We start from the raw sequence: 23,058 nt of genomic DNA on the forward strand, positions 1-23,058 counted from the left end.
TCGGTTTTAAAGTTATCAGGGGCTAAAAAGTCAATGGGCTTACGATCCAGAAAATCCTTGGTGCAGCCGGTAAACAGGCAGGCTATAAGGCTTAAAAATATATATTTTGTCTTCATCTGATTTAAATTTTGGTAGACATTAAAAATTAAGGTTTAGGCCAACCGAATAAGTGGCAATTTGCGGGTGGAAACTTGCTGTTGTTTGTATAAAGTTTCGTTCAGGGTCGAAACCATCAACAAACTTTGTTAGCACAAACAGGTTTTCGGCAGTAATAAAAAACCTAAGCCTTTTAATATCATACTTATTAGTTATTTTATTACTTAAGGTGTATGACAGCTGCATACTTTTAAGCCTGAAATAGGCAGCGTTATAAATATTATAACTGGTAATAAGTGCATCACGGCCTTTGTCTACATAAATCCGCTGGTAGGTATTTGATGGATTATCGTACGTCCATCGGTTAGTTACTGTACTCGTCAGCAGTGGGCCTGTGGTATTATAAAAAGGAGATATCAGGTTCCCATTCATAAAGGCATCTACATGACCAACACCCTGTCCAATTATATTCAGCCCCCAGTTTTTGTAATCTAAGTTTGCCGAAATAGAATACAATATCTTGGGAATCGGGCTCCCGATAATTGTTTTATCATTGGCGTTAATAATGCCGTTATTATCAATGTCCTGTATTTTGATGTCGCCGGGGGCCGGGCTTGTCATTACACTTGAAACATTGGGCATACCTTGTTTAAGAGCATAGGTCCTGCTGGTATTTGGTATAGCCGGGTCGCTGTTATTTTGCCATGTAAAGTCTGATACCTGGTAGATGCCGCCAACTTTGTAACCAAAAAATGAATAATAAGGATTGCCAACAACACTGCGGTTGGTTGTGTTGTGGTCAACATAAGAAAGGCCGCCCAACGATGTCAATTTGTTAGTGATGTAACTAAAATTAGCATTTACACCATAACGCAGTTTGTTAATATTGCCAGAGTAGCCAACGTTCACTTCAATTCCCTTGTTTACCATATCACCTATGTTTTGATAGGGCAGAGTTGTTACACCAAGTGATGGTGGAATGGTAACACGCGCCAGGATATCATAAGTTTTTTTGTTAAAGTAGTCAACAGTGATGTTAAGTTTATTCCATAACGTCATGTCAATACCAATGTTGGTTTGCTCGGTGGTTTCCCATCTTGTATCTTTATTAGCCAGGCTAATTGTACCTCTTCCGGGGACGATAACACCACCAAAATCATAATATTCAGATCCGCTCATCTGATCGGCAAAAGCGTATTGCGAACTGATGTTTTGGTTCCCAAGTCTTCCCCATGAGCCCCTGATCTTTAGATAGATGTTTTCAAAGCGTTTAAAGAATGGCTCTTCGCTTACCCGCCAGCCTGCAGAAACAGATGGGAAGTTTCCCCATTTCCTTCCGTCGGCAAAACGGGATGAACCATCTCGGCGCATATTAAACTCAAGCAGGTATTTACTGGCAAAGGAATAATTTAACCGCCCAAAATAGGAGGCTGTGGCTGTTTCATAAGCCGAACTGGTTAGGAATAGTGTAGTTGGATCGCCAAAACCAAAAATAGGTTGGTTAGATGAAAGGTTTTTAACGCTGCCGCCATCATAGGTGTAAATGTTCTCCAGTTTTTCGGTAGCGGCAAGTACTTTAAAATCGTGTTTACCGGCGCTGTATGAATAGTTAAGCGTAGCTGAATAGGTATTCAGATCCATCTGCGAGTTGCTCTTTTCAAGCATAGACTGCCTGATGTTTATAGCAGTTTCCTCATATGTGCCAGACGTATAAAACTCAGGCTGAAAGTTTACATAATTTGTTTTTAAACGATTGTTGCTGATTAAAACTTTTCCTACCAGGTTTTTTATGGGCTCTATTTCAATACTTGCCCTGGTATTAAGGTTGTATGCGTCATTTTTAGCGCCACCGCCAAGGTCCTTTGCTCCTAAAAATCTCCCGGCATAACTATACAAATTCGGGCTTCCGGTAAGCGTATCAATAGACCTTACATAAACTGTAGGAAGAAAGCCGGCAACCTCTGATAAAACAGAGTTTGTTGGTGCAATTAATTCGGTGCTTTTGTTAGTATAACCAATAAGGCCAAGATTAACCCTTACTTTGTTCCTGATAAAAGACCCATCTAAATTAGTATTGTAAGAAATTCTATCGGCAGAGGTACCGGTTAATATCCCGTTTTGTTTTTTGTAGGATACTGAGTTAGAAAACTTATAGTTTTTGTCGCCACCACTTAAGCTTAGATAATGATTTTGCAAGAATGCTTTTTTGTAATACGTGTCATACCAGTTGGTATTAGGATAATTGGGGTCAGTTTGGTTTTTGTAAAGATCTAATTGGGTTTGGGTATAAACAGGTGTTAAACCAACATTTGCCCTTGCTTCATTTAAAAGCGAGGCATATGTGTAGGAATCAACAGTTTTTGGCAGCCTTGTAGCCTGCGACCAGGAACCTGTACCATTATAATCAACCCGCAACCCTTTACCCGCTACACCTTTTTTGGTTTCAATGATAATTACACCTGCCGATGCTCTTGAACCATAAATTGCAGCAGAAGCAGCATCTTTTAATACGGAGATAGATTCTATATCATAAGGATTAATATCGTTAAAATTGGTTTGTACCCCATCTATTATTACCAGCGGATCATTATTATTATCGATTGAGGAAATACCCCTGATCCTGATCTGCGAGTTGTCATCTCCCGGCCTGCCGGAATTTTGAACCACTGTAACGCCGGATAATTTCCCCTGCAAAACCTGGTCGGCTGATGTCAGTGCCCTGCCCTCAACTTCCTTTACAGAAACGGTACTTACAGCACCGGTTAAATTTGCTTTCTTTTGTGATCCGTATCCAACAGCAACAACTTCGTCTAAACTCTGCACGTTTGTAATAAGTTGGATCTCTATTTTTTCTTTATTAGTAATATCAACAGTTTGTGCAACATATGAAATAGCCGAAAAAGAAATGCTTTTAACAGATGACGGAACTTTAAGAGTAAATTCTCCTTTTAAATCTGTCATGGTACCTACGGTTGTTCCGTCGGCTTTTACGGTGACACCGGGTACCGGTACCTTTTGTTCATCTACAACTATCCCGGAGATGCTCCTCACTTGTGCATAAGTGCTGATACAAAAACAGGAAATAAGAATTGTAAGTAAAATTTTGTTCATTTTGGTTTATTTAGGGTCATGGTTATTGGTTAGTGTTTAGGTTTTACATGTAGTATAAGTGATACCTTGTATCAAATATAAATGCCTGTTTGGGGGAGAGGCACATTGGGTAGGTTAGTGGGTAAATCTTTCATAATCGTTTTTATATAGTTTCTAATTAGGTTTAACTTTTACGCGTATACTTGCCTGCAGGTATACTTATCAAGATTTTGAGCTACTGAAATTGCTTGTGCTTTCTTAAAAGCCGTACTGCAAACAAATTTCATAATTGCAATGATAATTAACCTGTGAAAGCAGTAATAAATCATCACAAACAGGCAAAACCTACTTTATTATTTTTATATTCTTAAAGTTCAAAATTGGTATTAATGTATCAATAGATTGATACTACGGCATGAAGTAAAGGAAATTTAATATTGAAAAAACCTGTTTGAAAGAAATTATTTTATTGGGAACGTTCCCAATCATTGAGACCGTTCCCAATAGTTGCATTCTTGGGTTTCAATATATACCTTCAATGCATGAAAGGTCATCAGGTTACAATTAAAGATATTGCCAGGGCGCTAAACATCAGCAAGTCAACGGTATCAAGGGCGCTGACGGGGCATGCTAATGTTAATGAAGAAACCAGGAAGAAAGTGCTGGAGATGGCTATCAGTACAGACTACCAAAAGAACATTATTGCCACTAACTTAATAAAGGGGCGTAGTAAAACGATAGGGATTATTGTCCCGGATTTTAGTTCATCTTTTTTCCCGTCTATAATCGTTGAGGTACAACAAATAGCTAAACAAAAGGACTACTTGCTTTTAATTATGCAATCAAATGAATCTTATGAAACAGAGGTTGCAAATGCAAAACTTTTATTAGGTCACCAGGTAGATGGCTTATTGGTTTCCATTTCACAGGAGACGCTTAATTTCGATCATTTCAAAATTTTTGACAGGAAAAACATCCCTATAGTTTTTTTTAATCGGGTGTGTGATGAAATGATGGTTCCTAAAGTACTTGTTGATGATTACGAAGGAGCTTTCAGTGCAACAGAACACTTGATCAAGATCGGAAAAAAACGGATCGCCCACCTTGCGGGGCCCAGGTCATTGAGCATCAGTAAAAAAAGACTGAATGGTTATATGGATGCACTTAAACAAGACAATTATGGGGTTGATGAAGATCTGATCATTGAATGCGATTTGTCGCCTGATAAAGTGAAAATATATATTAATCACTTACTTAAAATCAAAAACCCTCCTGATGCTATTTTTTGTATTAATGACCCGTCTGCAATCCAGGCTATTCAGATTATTGAATCAATGGGATTGAAAATCCCGGAAGATATAGCAGTTGTGGGTTTTAGCAATGATTTCGCATCAGAGTTAATCGGATTGACAACAGTTGCCCAGCCTGTTAAAGATATTGGTTGTACTGCTGCACAACTTTTATTTGATCAAATTGAAAGTGATAAAAAGAAGGCCATTATTAAGCAATTAAAAACTAACCTAATCATTAGGTCATCAACAGTTAAATCACTGAATTGCAATCGGGTCAAATAATAGTTTAACTTATCCTTCCTTATTGCTTCTTTTCAATTCTGTTACGAAAATAGAAAGACTTGTCCGATATCGATCACTTTATCAAAGTAGACTTAAGTTAAGTTGCTGTTTAACAGGTATTTAACTTTGGTATAAGCCTTGCAAACCACTGTATATTAATTTATCACAATGGACAAGGTAATTGAAGAGGAAGTATCCGCCCAAAAAAAGAAAAAGGGCATCACTATAGGAGTTATCGTACTACTAATACTGGTATCTGCTGTATGGTTTGTACGCGCTACACTTAAGTCAACTATTAGCAAAGCACAAATTACTACCGGCATAGTTGAACGGGGCGATGTTGAAAACACGCTGAATGCCAGCGGAGAAGTACTCCCGGAATTTGAGGAGATATTAACCAGCCCCATAAATGCATCTATTAAAAATGTAGTGATGGATGCCGGTAATAAGGTAAAGGCAGGGCAATCTATACTTACCCTTGATAAATCGGCCTCGCAAACAGAATTTGAGAAGATCAAATTTCAATTACAAAGCAAGCGTAACGAGATCAGTAAGCTCAAGCTTGATCTGGGTAAAAGCTTCTTTGATATACAATCTAATAACGATATCAAACAACTGCGAATAAGCAACCTTGCAGACGCGGTAGAGAATGCCAAACGACTTTTTAAAGCCGGGGGTGGTACCCGCGAAAGTATTGAGCAGGCCCAACTGAACCTGAAAGTTGCTCAACTGGAAAAGAAACAGCTGGAGAACGAGATAAAAAGCAAGCAGCAAACAATGCAGATAGAAATTAAGGAGGCCGAAATTGCTTTGGCCATACAGGAGAACGATCTGCATGAATTACAGCGCAAACTACAGCTTGCTAACATTATAGCCACCCGCAGCGGAGTTGTTACCTATGTAAATAAAAATATTGGGGCCACCGTACGCGAAGGCGAATCACTTGCCCGCATTGCCGATCTGGGTAGTTTTAAAGTTAACGGCAGTATATCTGATAATTATATGGATCAGCTTCATAACGGCATGCCGGTTATAGTACGTGTAAACGAAGTGCAGCTGAAAGGGCATGTGGTAAACGTGTATCCTTCTGTACAAAATGGTATAGTAACTTTTGATGTACAGTTAGATGAACGCAACAGCAAACAGCTTCGCCCTAATATGAAAGTGGATGTGTTTTTAGTGACCGAGGTACACAGTAAGGTATTGCGGGTGACTAATGGCCCCACGTTTAAAGGGCCTGCCGATCAGGATATTTTTGTGCTGAATGGCGGCAAAGCCGAAAGGAGATCAGTACATATGGGCTTATCCAATTTTGATTTTGTTGAAATAAAAAATGGTGTCAAGCCCGGCGATGTGGTGATTACTTCAGATATGAGCGAATACAAGAATGCTAAAGAGCTCACTATTAAAGATTAACGCCATGAAATATCTATACATCATCATATTAGTACTCATGAGCAGGCTTGCTTTTGGTAGTGCCGGCGGCGATACAGTTAAGCTTACCCTGCAGCAGGTGGTGCAAATGGCAAAGCGCAACTCCATTGCCTCAAAGCAGGCTACCACAGTGCGCGAAACCAAATACTGGCAATGGCGTACTTTTAAATCTAATTATCAGCCGCAATTATCCTTAAGCGGCAACCTGCCCGGTTATAGTAAAACAACTCAGCAGGTGTTACAGCCAGATGGTACCATACTTTTCCAGCCGGTACATAATGATAATTCATCGCTCCAGCTTGATTTTAGCCAGAGCATAACCACTACCGGAGGTACCATTTATGGGACTACCCAAATGCAGCGCTTTTATGATTTCGACCGCGATAATGTACTGTATAATGGCGTGCCATATGCAATAGGTTATAGCCAGCCCCTGTTCCAGTTTAACGCTTTACGATGGGATAAAAAGATTGAACCGCTAAAGTTTAATGAAAGCAAGCAAGCCTATATCGAATCACAGGAGCAAATCTCAATAACTGTTAGCGGCTACTTTTTTGATCTGCTAATGGCACAGGTGGGCTTGCAAATAGCCGAAACAAATTATGTTAACACCCAAAAGATATTAAAAATAGCCAATCTTAAATTCGAGCTGGGTAAGGTATCAAAAAATGAGATATTGCAATTGCAATTAGAACAACTGAACGCTCAAAAGGCAGTAGGCACTGCCAAACGCGATATGGAAATTGCTACCCTTAACCTGCGCACTTACACAGGTACAGAAGGTGATGAAAAAATTGTGCTTGAACTGCCGGCCTCTACCATTGATATGCAGGTATCTGCCGATAAAGTACTGGCTGAAGCTTTTGAAAACCGTTCAGATGCGATCGCTTTTATGCGTCGCATTGCCGAGGCCAAAAGAGATGTGGCCAAGGCAAAAGGCCAAAGCGGCTTGGTAGCCACTTTAACCGCCAATATCGGCTATTCCAACACGGCAAGGAATATACCCGATGTATATAAATCTCCGCAGAACCAGCAGCTGCTGCAATTACAGTTCAGCATACCAGTGCTGGATTGGGGACGCTCAAAATCGCGCGTTAAAACGGCGCAAGCAAACGAGCAATTTACCGAATACGAAGTAGAGCAGGATAAACAAACCTTTAAGCAACAGATCATTACTCAGGTAACCTTATTTAACCTGATGAAAAATCAACTGGTTTTTACTGCCCAGGCAGATAGCATCGCATCAGAAAAATACCAGATAGCCCGGGAAAGATACGTGCTGGGCGATTTAAGTATTACCGACCTGAGTATAGCTTTCCAGGAAAATGATCAGGCTAAGCGTGATTACGTTGCTGCCCTGAGAGATTTTTGGGGAGCCTATTACCAACTGCGCTATCTGTCGCTTTATGACTTTGAACAAAATCAAAAAATAACTTATAAATAAAATTACTAAATTAAATCACATGATACGATTACAAAACATTGAAAAAGTGTATCGGACAGACACTATCCAAACACTGGCGCTTAACAGCATAAACCTTGATATTGAAAAAGGAGAATTCCTTTCTGTTATGGGCCCATCAGGCTGTGGCAAAAGTACGTTGTTAAATATAATGGGCCTTTTAGATATGCCATCAAAGGGCAGTATCAGCATTGACGAGCAAACCACCGGCAAATTTTCAGATAAGGAGCTTGCTCAATTCCGCAATAAAAAGCTCGGCTTTATTTTTCAAAGTTACCATCTCATAAATGACCTGCAGGTGCTGGATAATGTGGAGTTGCCATTGCTGTATCGTAATTCGACTGCTAAGGAAAGAAAAAGGCTTGCTACTGAGGCATTAGAAAAAGTAGGGCTGAGCAACCGGATCAAACACTTCCCATCCCAGCTTTCTGGCGGGCAAAGGCAGCGTGTTGCTATAGCACGTGCTATAGTGGGCAGGCCGGAGATTATATTGGCCGATGAGCCTACCGGTAACCTGGATAGCGCTATGGGTAGCGAGATCATGGAAATTCTTTTACAGCTAAACAGCAATGAAGGAACCACCATTGTAATGGTTACACATGATGAGAACATGGCGCAGAAGACCCATCGCCTGGTAAGGTTGTTTGACGGATCGCAGGTTCAATAATTTATCAACCTAAAAAACTAAGATCATGCTAAAAAATTACTTCAAAATAGCCATAGCGGTTTTAAGGCGGAGAAAATTCTTCACCTTTATTAGCCTATTTGGCATCAGCTTTACGCTGACCATACTAATGGTTTTAACCGCCTTTATAGATAAGGTAGTGAATGATGATTATCCGGATAATAAGCGCGACCGTTCATTATACATCAGTAAAATAGAGCTGCGCGGTAAGGAATCTATGAATTCGTCAGCATTAAGTTATTACTTCCTCAAACAGTATGTTGGCAGTATGAAAACACCGGTTAAGTTTGCCATTTCATCGGGCTTTAATTCAACCAATACTTATGTAAATAACCGTAAAATTGTTATCAACTATAAATACACCAATGCTGATTATTGGGACATTCTGGATTATAAGTTTACCGAAGGGAAAGCCATAACCAAACAACAAATAGATAATGCAGACCGTGTTACCGTAATTACCGAAGACCTTAAAAAAGAATACTTTGGCGATTCCGGCCCTGTGCTTGGTAAATATATTGAGGCTGATAACGTGAAGTACCGGATATGTGGCGTGGTGAAAACGCTGCCTATTACATCCTATTTATATTATTCGGATATCTACCTGCCTATAACCGTTACTAAAACCGACATGACGAGCAATAAAGGCTATATGGGCAATTATATGGGCATTGTTATGGCTGCCAAAGCAAGCGATGTGCCTAAAATGAAAAAGGAATATGCCGGCATCGTAACCAAACTGCCTATACCTGGTAAGGAGTGGGACCATATTTACAGCCACGCCGACAGCTACGTAGAAGGTTATGTACGCAGTGGTAATGAAACCAAATCGGGCATGTTGTATGCCATAACTGCTATTACACTTTTCGCGCTGTTTGTAATGTTGTTGCCAACTCTAAACCTGGTAAATGTTAACATAACCCGTATCATGGAACGTTCGTCAGAAATTGGGGTGCGTAAGGCCTTTGGGGCATCATCGCGTACGTTGGTTTACCAGTTTATTGTAGAGAACCTTATCCTTACATTTTTAGGCGGGCTTATAGGCATCATATTATCACTTATCGCCATGTATATTATTAATAACGCAAAGCTTATTGCCAACTTAACCCTTGGTTTAAACTTTACGGTACTATTTTACGCCATTATAACCTGTATAGTATTTGGTTTACTATCCGGCGTGTATCCGGCCTGGCGCATGTCGAAACTTAATGTGGTTACGGCTTTAAAGTCCCAATAAATTATTAACCTTAAATCAACAATATTATGTTCAAGCATTTATTTAAAATGATCTGGAATAAAAAGAAGCAAAACTCCCTGCTTATAGTGGAGATCCTGCTGTCGTTCCTGGTTATATTCGCGGTGTTTACCTTCAGCTTAAACTCCTATGACAATTACGCCAAACCTATGGGTATCGATTACCAGAACGTATGGGCTATTAGCTATAACAACACCTTAAAAACAAGCAACGGAGATTCGCTTAAGCTCTTTTATGACAACCTGCTGAACAACATTAAGGCTATGCCAAAGGTGATAGATGCGGCACACACAAGCGCTAATATTCCGTTTTCAAGCAACCATATGTCAACCGGTATTACTTATAAAGGCGACCATATACAACATATAAATAGTTTTATGGTGGATGATAACTATACCAAAACGCTTAATGCTAAAATAGTGGAAGGCCGCTGGTATAATAAAGCAGATATAGGATCAAAGCAGGAACTGATGGTGATAAACAGCAAGCTTAAAGAAAGGATGTTTGGTAAAGCCAGTGCAGTAGGTAAATTTTACGAAAATTATGATGGTAAGAAAAAAATAAAGGTGATAGGCGTTATTGACAATATTAAATTTAATGGCGACTACCAGGCACCCGAGTATTCAATGTATTCCCACATTGATACATCGTCTTATCGTTGGTTAGGCAAGATACTGGTAAAAGTTACCCCCGATGCCGATGCAGCGTTTGAAAGCAAGCTATATAAGTTTATGGCCAACAACTTAAAAGATTCGAATATTGAGGTGGAGCATTTATCTAACAAACTAACCAGCTACAACAAATTTACCCTGGTGCCGCTTATTATACTTTCTATTGTAGCGGCGTTTCTTATCATCAACGTTGCCTTGGGTATTTTTGGGGTATTGTGGTACAATATCAATAAAAGGCGGGGAGAGATCGGCCTGCGCAGGGCTGTTGGTGCGCCCGGCAGTTCGGTTTCTGCCCAGCTGGTAAGCGAGGCCATGATATTGGCTACACTGTCACTAATTATCGGATGTTTTTTTGCTATACAGTTCCCGTTATTGAACGTGTTTGATTTGGCGGCGAGTGTATATATAATTGCCATGTTGCTTTCTATAGTATTTATTTACCTGTTGGTTTTGGTTTGCTCATTATACCCGGGCAGGCAGGCGGCGGCAATTTACCCTGCAGTTGCTTTACATGAGGAATAATACTTTAGATTTGACAGTATGATATTGGTTATTGATGATGATACCGCAGTAAGAACGTCTTTACAGCTATTGCTGAAAGGCGAAGGGTACGCAGTTACCGGTGCCGAAACCCCTGCAGATGCATTGCTTATCATAAAGGAGGAGATCCCTGAGTTAATAATCCTTGATCTTAATTTTTCTATTAGTACTATAGGAGAAGAGGGAATGGAATTGCTGCGTGATATTAAAAACGAAAATCCTGCTATTCCTGTTATATTGATAACCGGCTGGGGCAGCATAGCCCTGGCAGTACAGGGAATGAAATTAGGTGCTAACGATTTTATTAATAAACCCTGGGATAATGGCCATCTGCTGCAATCTGTAAAAACATTGCTTGATCTGCGCGAGAGTACCATAGTAAACCGTACACGTAAGCAACTGGATAAAGAATACAATTTTCAACACATTATAGCAGAGGACCCGCAAATGCTGCAAATACTGGAAACCATAGGTAGGGTAGCAGGGACCGATGCCTCTATCTTAATAATGGGAGAAAGCGGAACTGGTAAAGAATTGATTGCAGAGGCCGTTCATCAGAACAGCCCGAGACGCAATAAACCGTTCATTAAGGTAAATTTGGGAGGAATATCTACCTCGCTGTTTGAAAGCGAAATGTTTGGCCATGTGCGGGGAGCATTTACAGATGCACGATTTGACAGGGCCGGACGCTTTGAGCTGGCAAACAAAGGTACCATCTTTTTAGATGAGATAGGTGACCTGGATGCCGGCAGTCAGGTAAAGCTGCTGCGTGTTTTGCAGGACCGTACCTACGAGGTATTGGGCAGCAGCCGTACCAAAACTGTGGACGTGCGTATTGTATGTGCTACCAACAAAAACTTATTAGCAATGTCAAATAGTGGTGCTTTCAGGGAAGATCTGTTATATCGTATCAACCTGATCACCATAACTTTACCCGCTCTTCGCGAACGGCCAAATGATATACCATTGCTGGTGAATTTCTTTATCAATAATCTAAAACAGATCTATAACCGGCCCGGGCTATCGGTATCTAAGAGCGCTATGAAGTGGTTGCAACAATTACCTTTGCCAGGTAACATCAGGCAGCTCAAAAACCTGGTGGAACGATCTATCCTTGTAAGTAAAAAAAATGTGTTGGAGATAGATGATTTTAAATCGCAGTTGGAATTATCACCTCAAAAAAACGGGAATACGCAGTGGCCGGGTGTGGGCACCATAACCCTGGAGGAGATGGAAATTCAGATGATAAAACGGGCCATGATTTTTCATAAGAACAAGGTGAGCAGGGCGGCTACAGCATTAGGCCTTACACGTAGTGCGCTTTATAGGCGACTGGATAAATTTGAGATACCTTATGACGATGAAGCTGAGGACTAAATACATACTTTTTGTTGTTATAGTGCATCTGTTAACACTGGCATTAACTTTTTATATTTTCAATCAAAACAGGGTCTTCTTTATTATTTCAGAGGTTTTTGTAATCATATCGGTGGTTATATCTATTCAGCTTTACCGGCAATTGGTAAGTCCGATAAAAATGCTGCTGCAGGGAATAGAAGCAATAAAAGACCAGGATTTTAATGTAAAGTTTTTGCCCACGGGCAAGTATGAAGTAGATGAACTGATAAATGTATATAACCACATGATTGACGAGTTAAGAAACGAACGCATTCGGCAGGAAGAGCAGCACTTTTTCCTGGAGAAGCTGATATATACGTCGCCAACGGGTATAATTATATTAGATCATGATAACCGGATACATCAGCTGAACCCTAAGGCCATACAAATATTAAATGTTGCTGATAAAAAACTGATAGGCCATGAGCTTAGCAAAATACAACACCCGCTTTTAGAACAAGCCGCGGATTTAAAAACCGGGGAAACCATTACTGTTAAAATTGATAGCATAAACACCTATAAACTGCAGAAATCCCACTTTATAGATCGTGGCTTTCAGCGGGGGTTTTTGATGATAGAAGAACTGACCGCCGAAATACTGGCTGCCGAGAAAAACACTTACGGGAAGGTAATAAGGATGATGGCGCATGAAGTGAATAACACCATTGGCCCGGTGAATTCCATCTTGCAATCAGCTTTAAAAACAGATACTTTATGGCAAACACAAACAGATAATCAACTAAGTAACGCCCTTCAGGTTGCTTTTGACCGTAATCAAAATCTTAACCACTTTATGCGCAACTTTGCCGATCTGGTAAAGCTCCCGCCAGCTAATAAAAAGCAAACAGACCTTAATTTGCTTGTTAAAGCGGTTTTAGAACTAATGCAGATAAAAGCCCGGGCTAAAAATGTAGAGCTTTTATTCCAGCCTGCGGCAAAGCCATTTATCATTAGTGCCGATGTACACCAACTGGAACAGGCACTCATCAATATCGTAAAAAATGCCATTGAGGCAATTGAGGATAAAAACGGTGGATTGGTTCAATTTATCATCAACGTTAAAACAGGTGAACTTTTTATTACAGACAACGGCAAAGGGATAAGTGAAGAGGAAAGCACTCAACTATTCTCGCCCTTTTTCAGCACCAAAAAAGACGGGCAGGGCATAGGTTTAACCCTGGTGCGTGAAATATTGTTGAATCATGGATTCAGTTTTTCTTTAAAGACAATTGCTGATAAAACTGTGTTTACAATAAATATGAAATAATTTGTCATAAACATAAAGTAGCTTCGGTTTAGGGACAAAATAGCAGGCAAATACTTATGGAATAATTGAGAAATCTGGCGGAAATACAAGTACCGCTTGTTTTTGGTTGATCAATTCCTTTTTTGTATCGCTTTTACCAAAGACCCGGGCGAAGAAGGAGCGGTTATAATGCACCATAGCCAACATATCCGCCCCACAATTATGACAAAAATGATTAATGCTGTTAACAACATTTTTCCCCTGGATATCATGATAAGTTATTCCGGAAAATTTTAAATCATTAATATATTTTTTGAACTCCACTTCAACTATAATATTATGGTTTTCTCTTTCTCCCATTACATCAACATGTATTACCTCTATTTTTGCGTCAAAAAACTGTGCTAAATTTATAAGATAGCCAAGTGACTGGATATCATTTTCATTGTAATTGGTAGCAAATACAATCTTTTTAAGGTGCTTTAATTCAGATCCTGCAGGGATGATAAGCACGGGCCTGTCTGCATAATTAATTACATCAGTGGTTTCACTTCCGCTTAACAGGTGGTCAATAACACTACTTGAACGGGCACCCATTACAATCAGGTCAATGTTTTTTTGATGAATGATATCTTTGACGTTTTCACCTAAATTACCTTCTCCGGTCATATGATGTATTGAAGGGCGATGACCATGAGCTGATACTTCGATCTTTGTTTTAAGATATTCTGAAAGCAGGGAAAGTTCTTTGTTGCTTTTCTCTTCAAATACCACATTTGCTGCAGGCACAAATGGGCCACCGGCATAATAAGGCGTAACCGGAGCTGATTGATAGGTGTAATAAAGTAATAAATCGGTGTGAAGTTTTTCACTCAAATAAACCGCATTTGTAGCAGCATTTGCTGCATTGGCCGAAAAATCGGTCAGTACCAAAATATTTTTCATGACTATGTTTTTTATTGGTGAAACTACTGCCTATGTTTTATTTGCCGGAATTATATATTACAAATATTGGACTTAAAATTGAATGAAAAAATGACCATGATCATTTAGTAGGTTGATTACTAACATCATTTGGCTTTATTTTTAAGAAACGCCTACACTTACCGGTGTACGTATGGATATGGTGAATTTTGCAACCTGGTGAAAAAAAGTATTCCTAACTTAGCTCGCATCAAATACACTGCATCTGCTTTGTATGAATACCAGGCTTGTTAAACTTTAAAGATCTTTATAAAATACGTTTACTTTATGCAAAAAAATGAATTGGTAATAGGGCACAACAATTTTAAATACCGGGTTAAAAAAGATTGGGCTGAATTTACCCCTGAACAATATCCTGTAAATGATTGCCATGAGATGGTAATGAGCAAAAATGGGCTGCTTTACTTATTAACCAATGAAACCCGTAATAATGTATTAGTTTATAGCAAAGATGGTATTGTGAAAGCGAGCTGGGGCAAAACATATCCCGGCGCACATGGATTAACACTTAGTGATGAAAACGGAGAAGAGTTTTTATACATTACAGATACCGTAAGGCACCAGGTAATAAAAACAAATTTGGAGGGTAAAGAACTGATGATACTGGATTATCCCCAAGAAATTTCTTTGTATACATCGGCTAACGAATATAAACCTACGGAAACAGCAATTGCATCTAATGGGGATATTTATGTGACTGATGGTTATGGCCTTCAGTTTGTTATTCAGTATGATGCCAGGGGCAATTACATTCGCCATTGGGGTGGTAAAGGAGATGGCATTGATCAGTTTAATTGTGTACACGGTATAACGGTTGATAACCGCAATGCAGAACCGTCGTTACTTATTACCTCCCGTAATCATAATGTTTTAAAGCGTTTTAGCATGAGTGGCGAATATTTAAACACCATTTCTTTGCCCGGTTCCTTTAATTGCAGGCCGGTTATCAATGGTAAAAATGTTTATAGTGCTGTATTTCGTTCAGAACATAACAAAAACTTAAGATCGGGCTATATAACTATCATCGATGAAAACGATAGGGTAGTTTCAAGCCCGGGTGGTACAGAGCCTGTGTATATTAACAGTGTATTACAGCCGCAAAAGCAAGAAGGCAGCACGTTTATACATCCGCATGATGTATGTGTCGATAAGGATGAAAACCTGTATATCCCACAGTGGGATTCTGATAAAACGTATCCCTTAATGCTGGAAAGAATCTAATCTAGACTGTTCATTTTCTGAAGCAGAAATTGAACAGCTTATTTAATTGTCAATGTATTAGCTATAACCTTTTTACTAATTACTGTATATGGAGTGATCCATTTTATTAGCCCAAAATTGGCCTCTTCGGTTTTTTTGTATGGCTCATTAAATAACTCATAAATAAGAAGTGCTTTTACCTGAGGGTTATTTTTACATTTTTTTATAAACGCTGTAACAAAAGCATTTTGGTCTGCCTCATATGTGCTGCTCTTTATTTCTTTATATCTGTAATTAAATTCAGTGAACCAGATAGGTTTATTAGGGAATAATGAAGCCAATTTTACTGTAATATCCGGGATATTGTATGGTGCCTTGGGGGCCGAACCTTCCATGTCAGAATACCAGTGATATGCCACCACATCAAACTTAACACCATACCAATCGCACATTCTTATGAATCCGTAATGTAGCCAACCGGTAGATATCATTGTTTTAGCTGTTGGATCTTTTGATTTAATACCTTCATCCATTCCTTTTAGGTAAGCTGCCGTAACATTAGTTTTGCGGCGGTTATAATGATTTTGGCTTTGCCCGGTTTTTCCCTTAATTAATAATTCAAGCTCTAAATCATTACCCAAATCATAGTAGCTAAAATATTGACCATACTTTACTGCGAAATTAGTGCCCAGGGTTTTTCCCAATTTGTAAGATTCGGCTTCTGTTTTATCCAAATCAAGCGTACGGGTGTAAAGCATAGGCAATATATTTACACCCTTGGCAGTTGCAGCCTTATATAAGTCCAGGAACCGGCTTTCAGCAGACATTGTACCGTCATCTTTGGTTTGAACATTAATACGATACCAATTCATTCCCATTCCATTTAGTAGTTGAACTTGCTTACTATAAGGGTACTGCATGTAAGGTGCATCACCAAGATGCCCGTTTGCACCCAGCATAAACCCAGACCCGGTTGTGGAAGGTAAACTTGTTGATGCCATTAATAAATTGGAGATTTTCTGTGTATCGGTTGACATTGAGGTTGGGGCGGATTCAATATCTGCGTTCTTGTTGCAAGAAAATGATGTGGGTAAAACGAAACAGATTGAAATTAATATTATTCTGATTTGAATTTTAGACATATTAAGCTCTGTTTTTGAATTATAAATTACTTTTTAGAAGTAATTTATTACAATATTGATTTGAAACTTTAATTAATTAAAAAACGGGCAGTAACTGGAAAGATTGTGTGCATAATTTGCTTTACTAATGTGAACATCCAGGGATTAAATTGAATAAATCTGGACTAAAGCATTTATATTTATTGGACTATTGGATTTAATAGCTAAACACCAAATTTGGGTAATCAATAATATTACTCATTATTTAAGCCAATTAAAATGTCACTATCTGGAATTGAATACCAACGGGAACTTACGCTGAACGCAGATGAATTTGTTGACGTTTTAAAACGCAGCACCCTTGGCGAGCGAAGGCCAATTAATGATCTCGATAGAATTCAAGAAATGCTGCAAAACGCTAACCTGATAGTTACCGCACGTAAAGATGGTAAATTGGTGGGTGTGGCACGTTCACTAACTGATTTCTCTTTTTGTACCTATATGTCTGACTTAGCGGTTGATCAGGAATATCAAAAAATGGGTATAGGTGTAAGGCTTATTAAGGAAACCAAAAGGCATACACCACAAGCCAAATTGATATTACTTGCTGCACCTGCCGCTGTAAATTATTATCCAAAAACAGGTATGAGTAATTTTCCGCATTGTTTTTTACTGGATGATATTAATGCGTTGAATATTAAAGACTGATCCATTTACAATTGCATCACCTAATCAAAATGAAAAGAAGCACCCTGTTTGTATTATTTATAATGTTAACACAAATTGCCCTGGCACAGTTTAGTGTAAGTACCAACAAACATTATATTTTAAAAGCGGGCAAGCCGTTTTTTTGGCTGGGTGATACCGCCTGGGAACTTTTTCATCGTTTAAACAGGGAAGAGGCCGACCGTTATTTAAAGAACAGGAGCGAAAAGGGCTTTACTGTTATACAAGCCGTTGCGCTGGCTGAAATGGACGGTATTAAAACCCCTAACCCTTATGGCGATACACCGTTGATTGATGACAACCCCGAGAAACCTAATGAAAAATATTTTCAGCATGTTGACTATATTATTGACAAAGCGAACGAATATGGCATCAATATAGGGTTTTTACCAACCTGGGGAGATAAGCTTAATACAGATAACTGGGGTAAAGGCCCCGAGATTTTTAACGAAAAAAATGCGGCTGTGTATGCAACATGGCTGGCAAAACGATATAAAAACAGAACTAACATTATCTGGATCCTGGGCGGCGACCGCCAGCCACGCGGCGAAAAAGATATTGCTGTTTGGCGGGCAATGGGTAAGGTCATCATGAAGGTAACCGATAATAAAGCCATTATTACTTACCATTGTCAGCCAAACCAATTGGGTTCTGCAGAGTGGTTTAGGAACGAGGAATGGTTTACCTTTAATATGTTCCAGACCGGGCATTGCAGGGATAATCCTACATATGATAAAATAAATGCTTCCTATAATGCTACGCCCGTAAAACCAACAATTGATGGCGAGCCAATTTATGAAGATCATCCCGTTTGCTTTAACGTAAGCGACATGGGTACTTCAAGCCCTTATGATGTCAGGAAATCAGCTTATCTCGATCTGTTCGCCGGTGCATTTGGGCATACCTATGGATGCCACGACATTTGGCAGATGTATAGTCCAAGATACGAGCCATTGAATGGGCCACATTTTTATTGGTATGACGCACTTGACCTGCCGGGAGCTACGCAAATGCAGTTTGTAAGACGATTGATGGAGTCGCACCCAATGCCGGACCGCGTGCCTGATCAATCGATAATACTTGAAAGTAATAATACTCCGGCAGAACGCATACAAGCTACCAGGGGAGATGGTTACATATTTGTGTATACAGCGCAGGGGAAACCGTTTACAGTAATTGCGGGCAAAATTAAAGCGACAAACCTGAACGCCTATTGGTATGACCCGCGCAATGGCAAAACAAAAGATGCAGGCATCGTATCAAATACTAAAAATAATAAGTTCAATCCGCCAAAAAACGGTTATGGTCAGGATTGGATCCTGATTTTAGACGATACCGCAAAACAATACAAAAAGCTATAGTATGAAGTTAATTAGCTGTTGCCTGCTGGGTTGTTTAATAACCATTAGCACTTTTGCACAAAATGCCGAAAGCTTAAAATATACCATAGCCCCATGGTTCAACAACAAAAAAGCAGCGGTAACCTTAACATTTGATGACGGTATACCAGGCCAATATCATATTGCCTTGCCACTGTTAAACCAGTACGGGTTTAAATCGACTTTTTTTGTAGCTGTAAAAATTATAAACGACCAAAAAATCAGTTGGGATCTATTAAATCAAGCTTCATTGGCCGGTCATGAGATTGCTAATCATGCACTTACGCACCCACATTTTATAAAGATCCCGTTGGATACTATAGCTTTTGAAAGCATCGAATCAAATAAATATATAGATAAATATATACCGGGTAAAAAAGTAATTACCCATGCTTATCCGTTTGGTGAGGGCGGGGGGAATACCGAAAAGGACAAAGGCATCAGGCAAACGGTAAGCAAATATTTTATAGGGGCGAGGGCCACAAAAAACAAACCCTACGCTTATAATAAATATGATTTTGCCTTAACTAACGATGATTATTATAACATTAACAGTCAAATGATAACCGACTCGGCATCTATGGCTGATTTTGGTAAAAACATTGATGAAACTATAGCAATTGGCGGTTGGTTTTGCCCAACCTATCATGGTATTGCTGATGGCTGGATCATTACGCCGGGGGATGTATTTGAAAAGCACTTGATTGAATTGGATAAACGTAAGGCAGACTTATGGATAGCGCCATTTAAGAACGTTATTCAGTATCATAAAGAAAGAAATAGTGCTACTTTAAGATTGATACGGAGAACTCCAAAAACATGGCAATTGTCTTTGTCAGATACACTCACTAACCGCAATAATTTCGATCAGCCGTTAACCATAAACTTAACAGTAAATAAGCTTGAGGTTAAAAGCATACTTCAAAAAGGAAAAATTCTCAATTTTAATACAGAAGCTGATAAAGTAATATTTAATGCATTACCCGGTCCGGATAAAATATTGGTGAATTTCAAATAGGCCAAAGTTATATAACGCTTATCTGTCGCCTGTTGGTTTAGGGGCGTGTTTTTTGAAGATCAGGTCTATGATCTCTTTGGTTTTGTCAGGATAGTTAACACTGATAACCTTGCCTTCATTTATCCAGTTCTTAATGGTTTCCTCGTGTTTTGCTTTGAGGCTTTTAATAACCGGTACACCCATATCTTTTAAGGCTGCGGCATTTAGGTGCTGCTCGTATTGATTCTTCATCGGGATAACCAATAGCTTTTTCTTTAAGAATAATGCTTCTGCAGGGGTTTCAAAACCGGCACCACATAAAACGCCTTCACTTTCGGCCATGCTTTTTATAAAAGCTTCGTTGTTTATAGGGTGTATTGATATATTTTTTTGAACGATTACCTTTTTGTTGTGCTTGGAAAATACATCCCACTGTACGTTTTTATATTTCGATAGTTTCTTTATTAATCTATCATCGTCAAACGCAGGCAGGTAAACTGTATAATGGCCCTTATTTATTACCTGTTGATCGCGCACCTGTTTTCTTATAACAGGTGTAAAGGTATTTGCATTGAAAGCTTTAAAGTGAAAACCATATTGTGCGGTTACAGGAGCATACTGTTTGAGTATCAGTTTGCCAATAATATCGCTTGAGTCGGGTTTCGGAACCTGCTCGGCCAATACAGCCGCCTGGTGACTAAGGCCAATACAGGGTTTGTTTTTTGAATTACATGCCCATGAAGATACCGGTTCAAAATCGCTTATCACCAGGTCATACTCTTCAACAGGGAGTTGTTTAACTTCTTTTAAAAATTTACGCAGATCAGATTTATAAAAGCTTTTCCAAAGATCAACCCCGCCTTTTTTGCCGAATACAAACCCCATCCCATGAAATTTATATTTAACAGGGAAGGGTAAAGTAAGGTCGCCTTGAATGCCGCTAACCAACAGGTCAACCTCTCCCTTTTGTTGCAATAGTGGTACTATATCCATTGCACGGCTTAAATGCCCGTTGCCGGTTCCTTGTATTGCGTATAGTATTTTCATAAGGTTTATTAATGCCGCCGCATACTTAAATATAGCAGGGCATGAAACAAAATTAAATAAGTTTATTACTAAAGGTAATTACCATTGTGTTAACGCTAATAAATTAATTAATATAAATTTAACACAAATATTGAGCTTTTTAACAAAGTTAAATGAACCTTTAAACAAACCAACGGTTGTAAATTGATCCTACTTTTGACTAAAATTAATCATTAAAAAATAAAACAATGACGAAAGTTTGGTTTATTACAGGAAGTTCCCGCGGTTTGGGACGAAGCCTTACGGAAGCAGTGCTTGCCAAGGGCGATAAAGTAGCCGCAACAGCCCGCAACCCCGAACAATTACAAGAACTGAAAGATAAATACCCGGATCAACTATATGCAATTAAACTGGATGTTACTAACCACGACGAGGTTTACCAGTCAGTTGCAGATACAGTAGCTCATTTTGGCCGGATAGATGTATTGGTGAACAACGCGGGTTTTGGGATAACAGGCGCGGTTGAAGCTTTTACTGATGAGCAGGTTCGCAGTCAGTTAGAAACTAATTTATATGCTCCTATTGAAATTACCCGTGCTGTATTACCCTATATGCGTAAGCAACGCTCCGGCCACATATTACAAATAAGTTCGATAGGCGGGAGAGTAGGCAGCGGAGGCGTAACTGTTTACCAGGCCGCAAAATTTGGTTTAAGCGGCTTTAGCGAAGGCCTGGCGATAGAAGTTGCACCTCTGGGCATAAAAGTAACTTGTGTTGAACCCGGCGGTTTTAAAACTGATTGGGCAGGTGATTCAATGACCTATGCTAAACATGTAGAAGGATATGAAACTACCGTTGATACAAGGGTTAATTTGTTTAAAAGCGGAAGTTTTGTACCAATGGGAGATCCGGACAAAGCAGCAAAAGTAATGATAGACATGGTTGATCACCCGCAACCACCACTACATTTGCTATTAGGAAGCGAAGCAGTGGCCATTGTTAAACATTCAGAGGCTGCAAAGCTGGCAGAGCTGGAAAAATGGGAATCTGTAAGTATCTCAACAGACCATGACGATGCAGTAAATTTCCTTGAAACTGAACAAGGCAAACGATATTTAAGTTTAAAGAAGTAATTTGTAGAAAGATAGCTGATTGAGTTGGCATATTTCACAGCAACTCAATCAGCTTAATTACATTATATAATGCCAGGTAAACAAAACAGTAACGCTAAACCAAAAATAACCTATTCCTGCTATTTTACACGCAGCAGAGAGGGTGAACAGTTTGTGCCCGAGCATGTGCTGAGCTATCAGATCTCAGGTACATTTACTATTAACGACGGGCAAAAGCAGTATGTGTATAACCCCGGTGATTTCAGGTTTATCAAGCGCAATAATCTGGTTAAGTTTATAAAGCAACCACCACCCAATGGCGAATTTAAATCGCTATCTGTTTACCTTGATCAGGAGACCTTGCGCAATTTTAGTATGGAGTACGGTTACAAAGCCTCAAATCACTACAATGGTGATTCAATAATTGTATTAAAACCTGATGCTTTATTTAAAAGCTTTATGGATTCGTTGATGCCATACCAACAGGAGGAGGTAGTGATAAACGAAAAATTACAAGCGTTAAAACTTCAGGAGGCCATCCTTATTTTGCTTCAAACCAATCCCGAACTAAAAGATGTACTTTTTGATTTTAGTGAACCGGGTAAAATTGACCTGGAAGGATTCATGGAAAAGAACTTCCATTTTAATGTTCAGTTAAAACGTTTTGCTTATTTAACTGGCCGCAGCCTTGCAACGTTTAAACGTGATTTTGAAAAACTGTTTAAAACCACGCCAAACAGATGGTTACAGCAACGGAGGCTACAGGAAGCTTACTATCTTATCAAAGAAAAAGGTAAAGCACCATCAGACATTTATCTGGAGTTAGGCTTTCAGGATCTGTCTCACTTTTCTTTTGCTTTTAAAAAGATCTATGGAATAGCACCCTCAAGGATATAGAATAAACCATGCCTTAAAAAATATATATGTAATTTGTGTGTTAATTTAATATTAATATAACGTATATTTAATGTAATCAAATTATAAAGCCATGAGTAGGCTTCTATCTTCTTTTTTCATATTTATACTTGTGTTTGCACATACAGCAAACGGACAAGTGAAAGA

18 protein-coding genes are annotated in these 23,058 nt (G+C 39.1%); 14 read left to right on the forward strand and 4 right to left on the reverse strand.

Annotated features, from left to right (window positions below; translation table 11 throughout):
• Positions 1–138 precede the first annotated feature (138 nt).
• The gene (locus WC743_RS26890) at positions 139–3,207 is read right to left on the reverse strand and encodes a SusC/RagA family TonB-linked outer membrane protein (RefSeq protein WP_373016651.1); all 3,069 of its coding nucleotides are present in this window, start codon (positions 3,205–3,207) and stop codon (positions 139–141) included.
• Positions 3,208–3,728: 521 nt separating this feature from the next.
• Here WC743_RS26890 and WC743_RS26895 point away from each other — a divergent pair.
• From WC743_RS26895 to WC743_RS26930, 8 genes are all read left to right on the forward strand, one after another.
• Positions 3,729–4,760, forward strand: a complete 1,032-nt coding sequence (locus WC743_RS26895; RefSeq protein ID WP_373016652.1) for a LacI family DNA-binding transcriptional regulator — start codon at positions 3,729–3,731, stop codon at positions 4,758–4,760.
• A 168-nt stretch (positions 4,761–4,928) separates the two neighbouring features.
• A complete protein-coding gene (locus WC743_RS26900) occupies positions 4,929–6,176 on the forward strand; it encodes an efflux RND transporter periplasmic adaptor subunit (protein ID WP_373016653.1) in 1,248 nt (415 codons plus the stop codon).
• Positions 6,177–6,180: 4 nt separating this feature from the next.
• The gene (locus tag WC743_RS26905; protein ID WP_373016654.1) at positions 6,181–7,638 is read left to right on the forward strand and encodes a TolC family protein; all 1,458 of its coding nucleotides are present in this window, start codon (positions 6,181–6,183) and stop codon (positions 7,636–7,638) included.
• 19 nt (positions 7,639–7,657) lie between these two features.
• The gene (locus WC743_RS26910; RefSeq protein WP_373016655.1) at positions 7,658–8,323 is read left to right on the forward strand and encodes an ABC transporter ATP-binding protein; all 666 of its coding nucleotides are present in this window, start codon (positions 7,658–7,660) and stop codon (positions 8,321–8,323) included.
• A gap of 25 nt (positions 8,324–8,348) precedes the next feature.
• Positions 8,349–9,578 carry an ABC transporter permease gene (locus WC743_RS26915; RefSeq protein ID WP_373016656.1) on the forward strand — a complete coding sequence of 410 codons (1,230 nt, stop codon included), beginning with the start codon at positions 8,349–8,351 and terminating at the stop codon, positions 9,576–9,578.
• Between the two features lie 26 nt (positions 9,579–9,604).
• Positions 9,605–10,789 (forward strand): ABC transporter permease, encoded by a 1,185-nt coding sequence (locus WC743_RS26920; RefSeq protein WP_373016657.1) that lies wholly within the window; start codon positions 9,605–9,607, stop codon positions 10,787–10,789.
• 18 nt (positions 10,790–10,807) lie between these two features.
• Complete coding sequence (locus WC743_RS26925; RefSeq protein WP_373016658.1) at positions 10,808–12,184, forward strand: sigma-54-dependent transcriptional regulator; 1,377 nt, start codon at positions 10,808–10,810, stop codon at positions 12,182–12,184.
• Positions 12,168–13,472, forward strand: a complete 1,305-nt coding sequence (locus WC743_RS26930) for a PAS domain-containing sensor histidine kinase (protein ID WP_373016659.1) — start codon at positions 12,168–12,170, stop codon at positions 13,470–13,472. Before WC743_RS26925 ends, WC743_RS26930 begins: the two co-directional genes overlap by 17 nt.
• A gap of 54 nt (positions 13,473–13,526) precedes the next feature.
• On the opposite strand, the gene WC743_RS26935 is transcribed toward WC743_RS26930, so the two are convergent.
• Positions 13,527–14,396, reverse strand: coding sequence for a universal stress protein (locus tag WC743_RS26935; protein ID WP_373016660.1), 870 nt, complete (start codon positions 14,394–14,396; stop codon positions 13,527–13,529).
• 306 nt (positions 14,397–14,702) lie between these two features.
• Here WC743_RS26935 and WC743_RS26940 point away from each other — a divergent pair, with 306 nt between their 5' ends.
• Complete coding sequence (locus WC743_RS26940; RefSeq protein WP_373016661.1) at positions 14,703–15,656, forward strand: 6-bladed beta-propeller; 954 nt, start codon at positions 14,703–14,705, stop codon at positions 15,654–15,656.
• Positions 15,657–15,694: 38 nt separating this feature from the next.
• Here the strand turns inward: WC743_RS26940 and WC743_RS26945 are convergent, their stop codons facing one another.
• Entirely contained in the window at positions 15,695–16,672 is a 978-nt protein-coding gene (locus tag WC743_RS26945) for a glycosyl hydrolase (RefSeq protein ID WP_373016662.1), read from the reverse strand.
• Between the two features lie 363 nt (positions 16,673–17,035).
• On the opposite strand from WC743_RS26945, the gene WC743_RS26950 reads away from it, so the two are divergent.
• Genes WC743_RS26950 through WC743_RS26960 form a run of 3 tightly spaced genes read left to right on the forward strand, consistent with a single transcriptional unit; the run spans position 17,036 to position 19,879 of the window.
• Positions 17,036–17,464 (forward strand): GNAT family N-acetyltransferase, encoded by a 429-nt coding sequence (locus WC743_RS26950; RefSeq protein WP_373016663.1) that lies wholly within the window; start codon positions 17,036–17,038, stop codon positions 17,462–17,464.
• 29 nt (positions 17,465–17,493) lie between these two features.
• Entirely contained in the window at positions 17,494–18,843 is a 1,350-nt protein-coding gene (locus WC743_RS26955) for a glycoside hydrolase family 140 protein (protein WP_373016664.1), read from the forward strand.
• Between the two features lies 1 nt (position 18,844).
• The gene (locus tag WC743_RS26960; RefSeq protein ID WP_373016665.1) at positions 18,845–19,879 is read left to right on the forward strand and encodes a polysaccharide deacetylase family protein; all 1,035 of its coding nucleotides are present in this window, start codon (positions 18,845–18,847) and stop codon (positions 19,877–19,879) included.
• An 18-nt stretch (positions 19,880–19,897) separates the two neighbouring features.
• Here the strand turns inward: WC743_RS26960 and WC743_RS26965 are convergent, their stop codons facing one another.
• Entirely contained in the window at positions 19,898–20,905 is a 1,008-nt protein-coding gene (locus WC743_RS26965) for a glycosyltransferase family protein (RefSeq protein ID WP_373016666.1), read from the reverse strand.
• 227 nt (positions 20,906–21,132) lie between these two features.
• Here WC743_RS26965 and WC743_RS26970 point away from each other — a divergent pair, with 227 nt between their 5' ends.
• Both WC743_RS26970 and WC743_RS26975 read left to right on the forward strand, forming a co-directional pair.
• Complete coding sequence (locus WC743_RS26970; RefSeq protein WP_373016667.1) at positions 21,133–22,017, forward strand: oxidoreductase; 885 nt, start codon at positions 21,133–21,135, stop codon at positions 22,015–22,017.
• A 69-nt stretch (positions 22,018–22,086) separates the two neighbouring features.
• A complete protein-coding gene (locus tag WC743_RS26975; RefSeq protein WP_373016668.1) occupies positions 22,087–22,893 on the forward strand; it encodes a helix-turn-helix domain-containing protein in 807 nt (268 codons plus the stop codon).
• The last annotated feature ends 165 nt before the right edge of the window (positions 22,894–23,058 follow it).

The organism is Mucilaginibacter sp., from assembly GCF_041660805.1.
GTDB lineage: Bacteria > Bacteroidota > Bacteroidia > Sphingobacteriales > Sphingobacteriaceae > Mucilaginibacter.

Bases quoted from the DNA above. Each gene is read 5' to 3' on its own strand.
- WC743_RS26975 (WP_373016668.1), top strand. From the start codon at position 22,087: ATGCCAGGTAAACAAAACAGTAACGCTAAACCAAAAATAACCTATTCC.
- WC743_RS26935 (WP_373016660.1), bottom strand. From the start codon at position 14,396: ATGAAAAATATTTTGGTACTGACCGATTTTTCGGCCAATGCAGCAAAT.
- WC743_RS26900 (WP_373016653.1), top strand. From the start codon at position 4,929: ATGGACAAGGTAATTGAAGAGGAAGTATCCGCCCAAAAAAAGAAAAAG.
- WC743_RS26925 (WP_373016658.1), top strand. From the start codon at position 10,808: ATGATATTGGTTATTGATGATGATACCGCAGTAAGAACGTCTTTACAG.
- WC743_RS26955 (WP_373016664.1), top strand. From the start codon at position 17,494: ATGAAAAGAAGCACCCTGTTTGTATTATTTATAATGTTAACACAAATT.
- WC743_RS26905 (WP_373016654.1), top strand. From the start codon at position 6,181: ATGAAATATCTATACATCATCATATTAGTACTCATGAGCAGGCTTGCT.
- WC743_RS26945 (WP_373016662.1), bottom strand. From the start codon at position 16,672: ATGTCAACCGATACACAGAAAATCTCCAATTTATTAATGGCATCAACA.
- WC743_RS26970 (WP_373016667.1), top strand. From the start codon at position 21,133: ATGACGAAAGTTTGGTTTATTACAGGAAGTTCCCGCGGTTTGGGACGA.
- WC743_RS26920 (WP_373016657.1), top strand. From the start codon at position 9,605: ATGTTCAAGCATTTATTTAAAATGATCTGGAATAAAAAGAAGCAAAAC.
- WC743_RS26910 (WP_373016655.1), top strand. From the start codon at position 7,658: ATGATACGATTACAAAACATTGAAAAAGTGTATCGGACAGACACTATC.
- WC743_RS26960 (WP_373016665.1), top strand. From the start codon at position 18,845: ATGAAGTTAATTAGCTGTTGCCTGCTGGGTTGTTTAATAACCATTAGC.
- WC743_RS26965 (WP_373016666.1), bottom strand. From the start codon at position 20,905: ATGAAAATACTATACGCAATACAAGGAACCGGCAACGGGCATTTAAGC.
- WC743_RS26930 (WP_373016659.1), top strand. From the start codon at position 12,168: ATGAAGCTGAGGACTAAATACATACTTTTTGTTGTTATAGTGCATCTG.
- WC743_RS26950 (WP_373016663.1), top strand. From the start codon at position 17,036: ATGTCACTATCTGGAATTGAATACCAACGGGAACTTACGCTGAACGCA.
- WC743_RS26890 (WP_373016651.1), bottom strand. From the start codon at position 3,207: ATGAACAAAATTTTACTTACAATTCTTATTTCCTGTTTTTGTATCAGC.
- WC743_RS26940 (WP_373016661.1), top strand. From the start codon at position 14,703: ATGCAAAAAAATGAATTGGTAATAGGGCACAACAATTTTAAATACCGG.
- WC743_RS26915 (WP_373016656.1), top strand. From the start codon at position 8,349: ATGCTAAAAAATTACTTCAAAATAGCCATAGCGGTTTTAAGGCGGAGA.
- WC743_RS26895 (WP_373016652.1), top strand. From the start codon at position 3,729: ATGAAAGGTCATCAGGTTACAATTAAAGATATTGCCAGGGCGCTAAAC.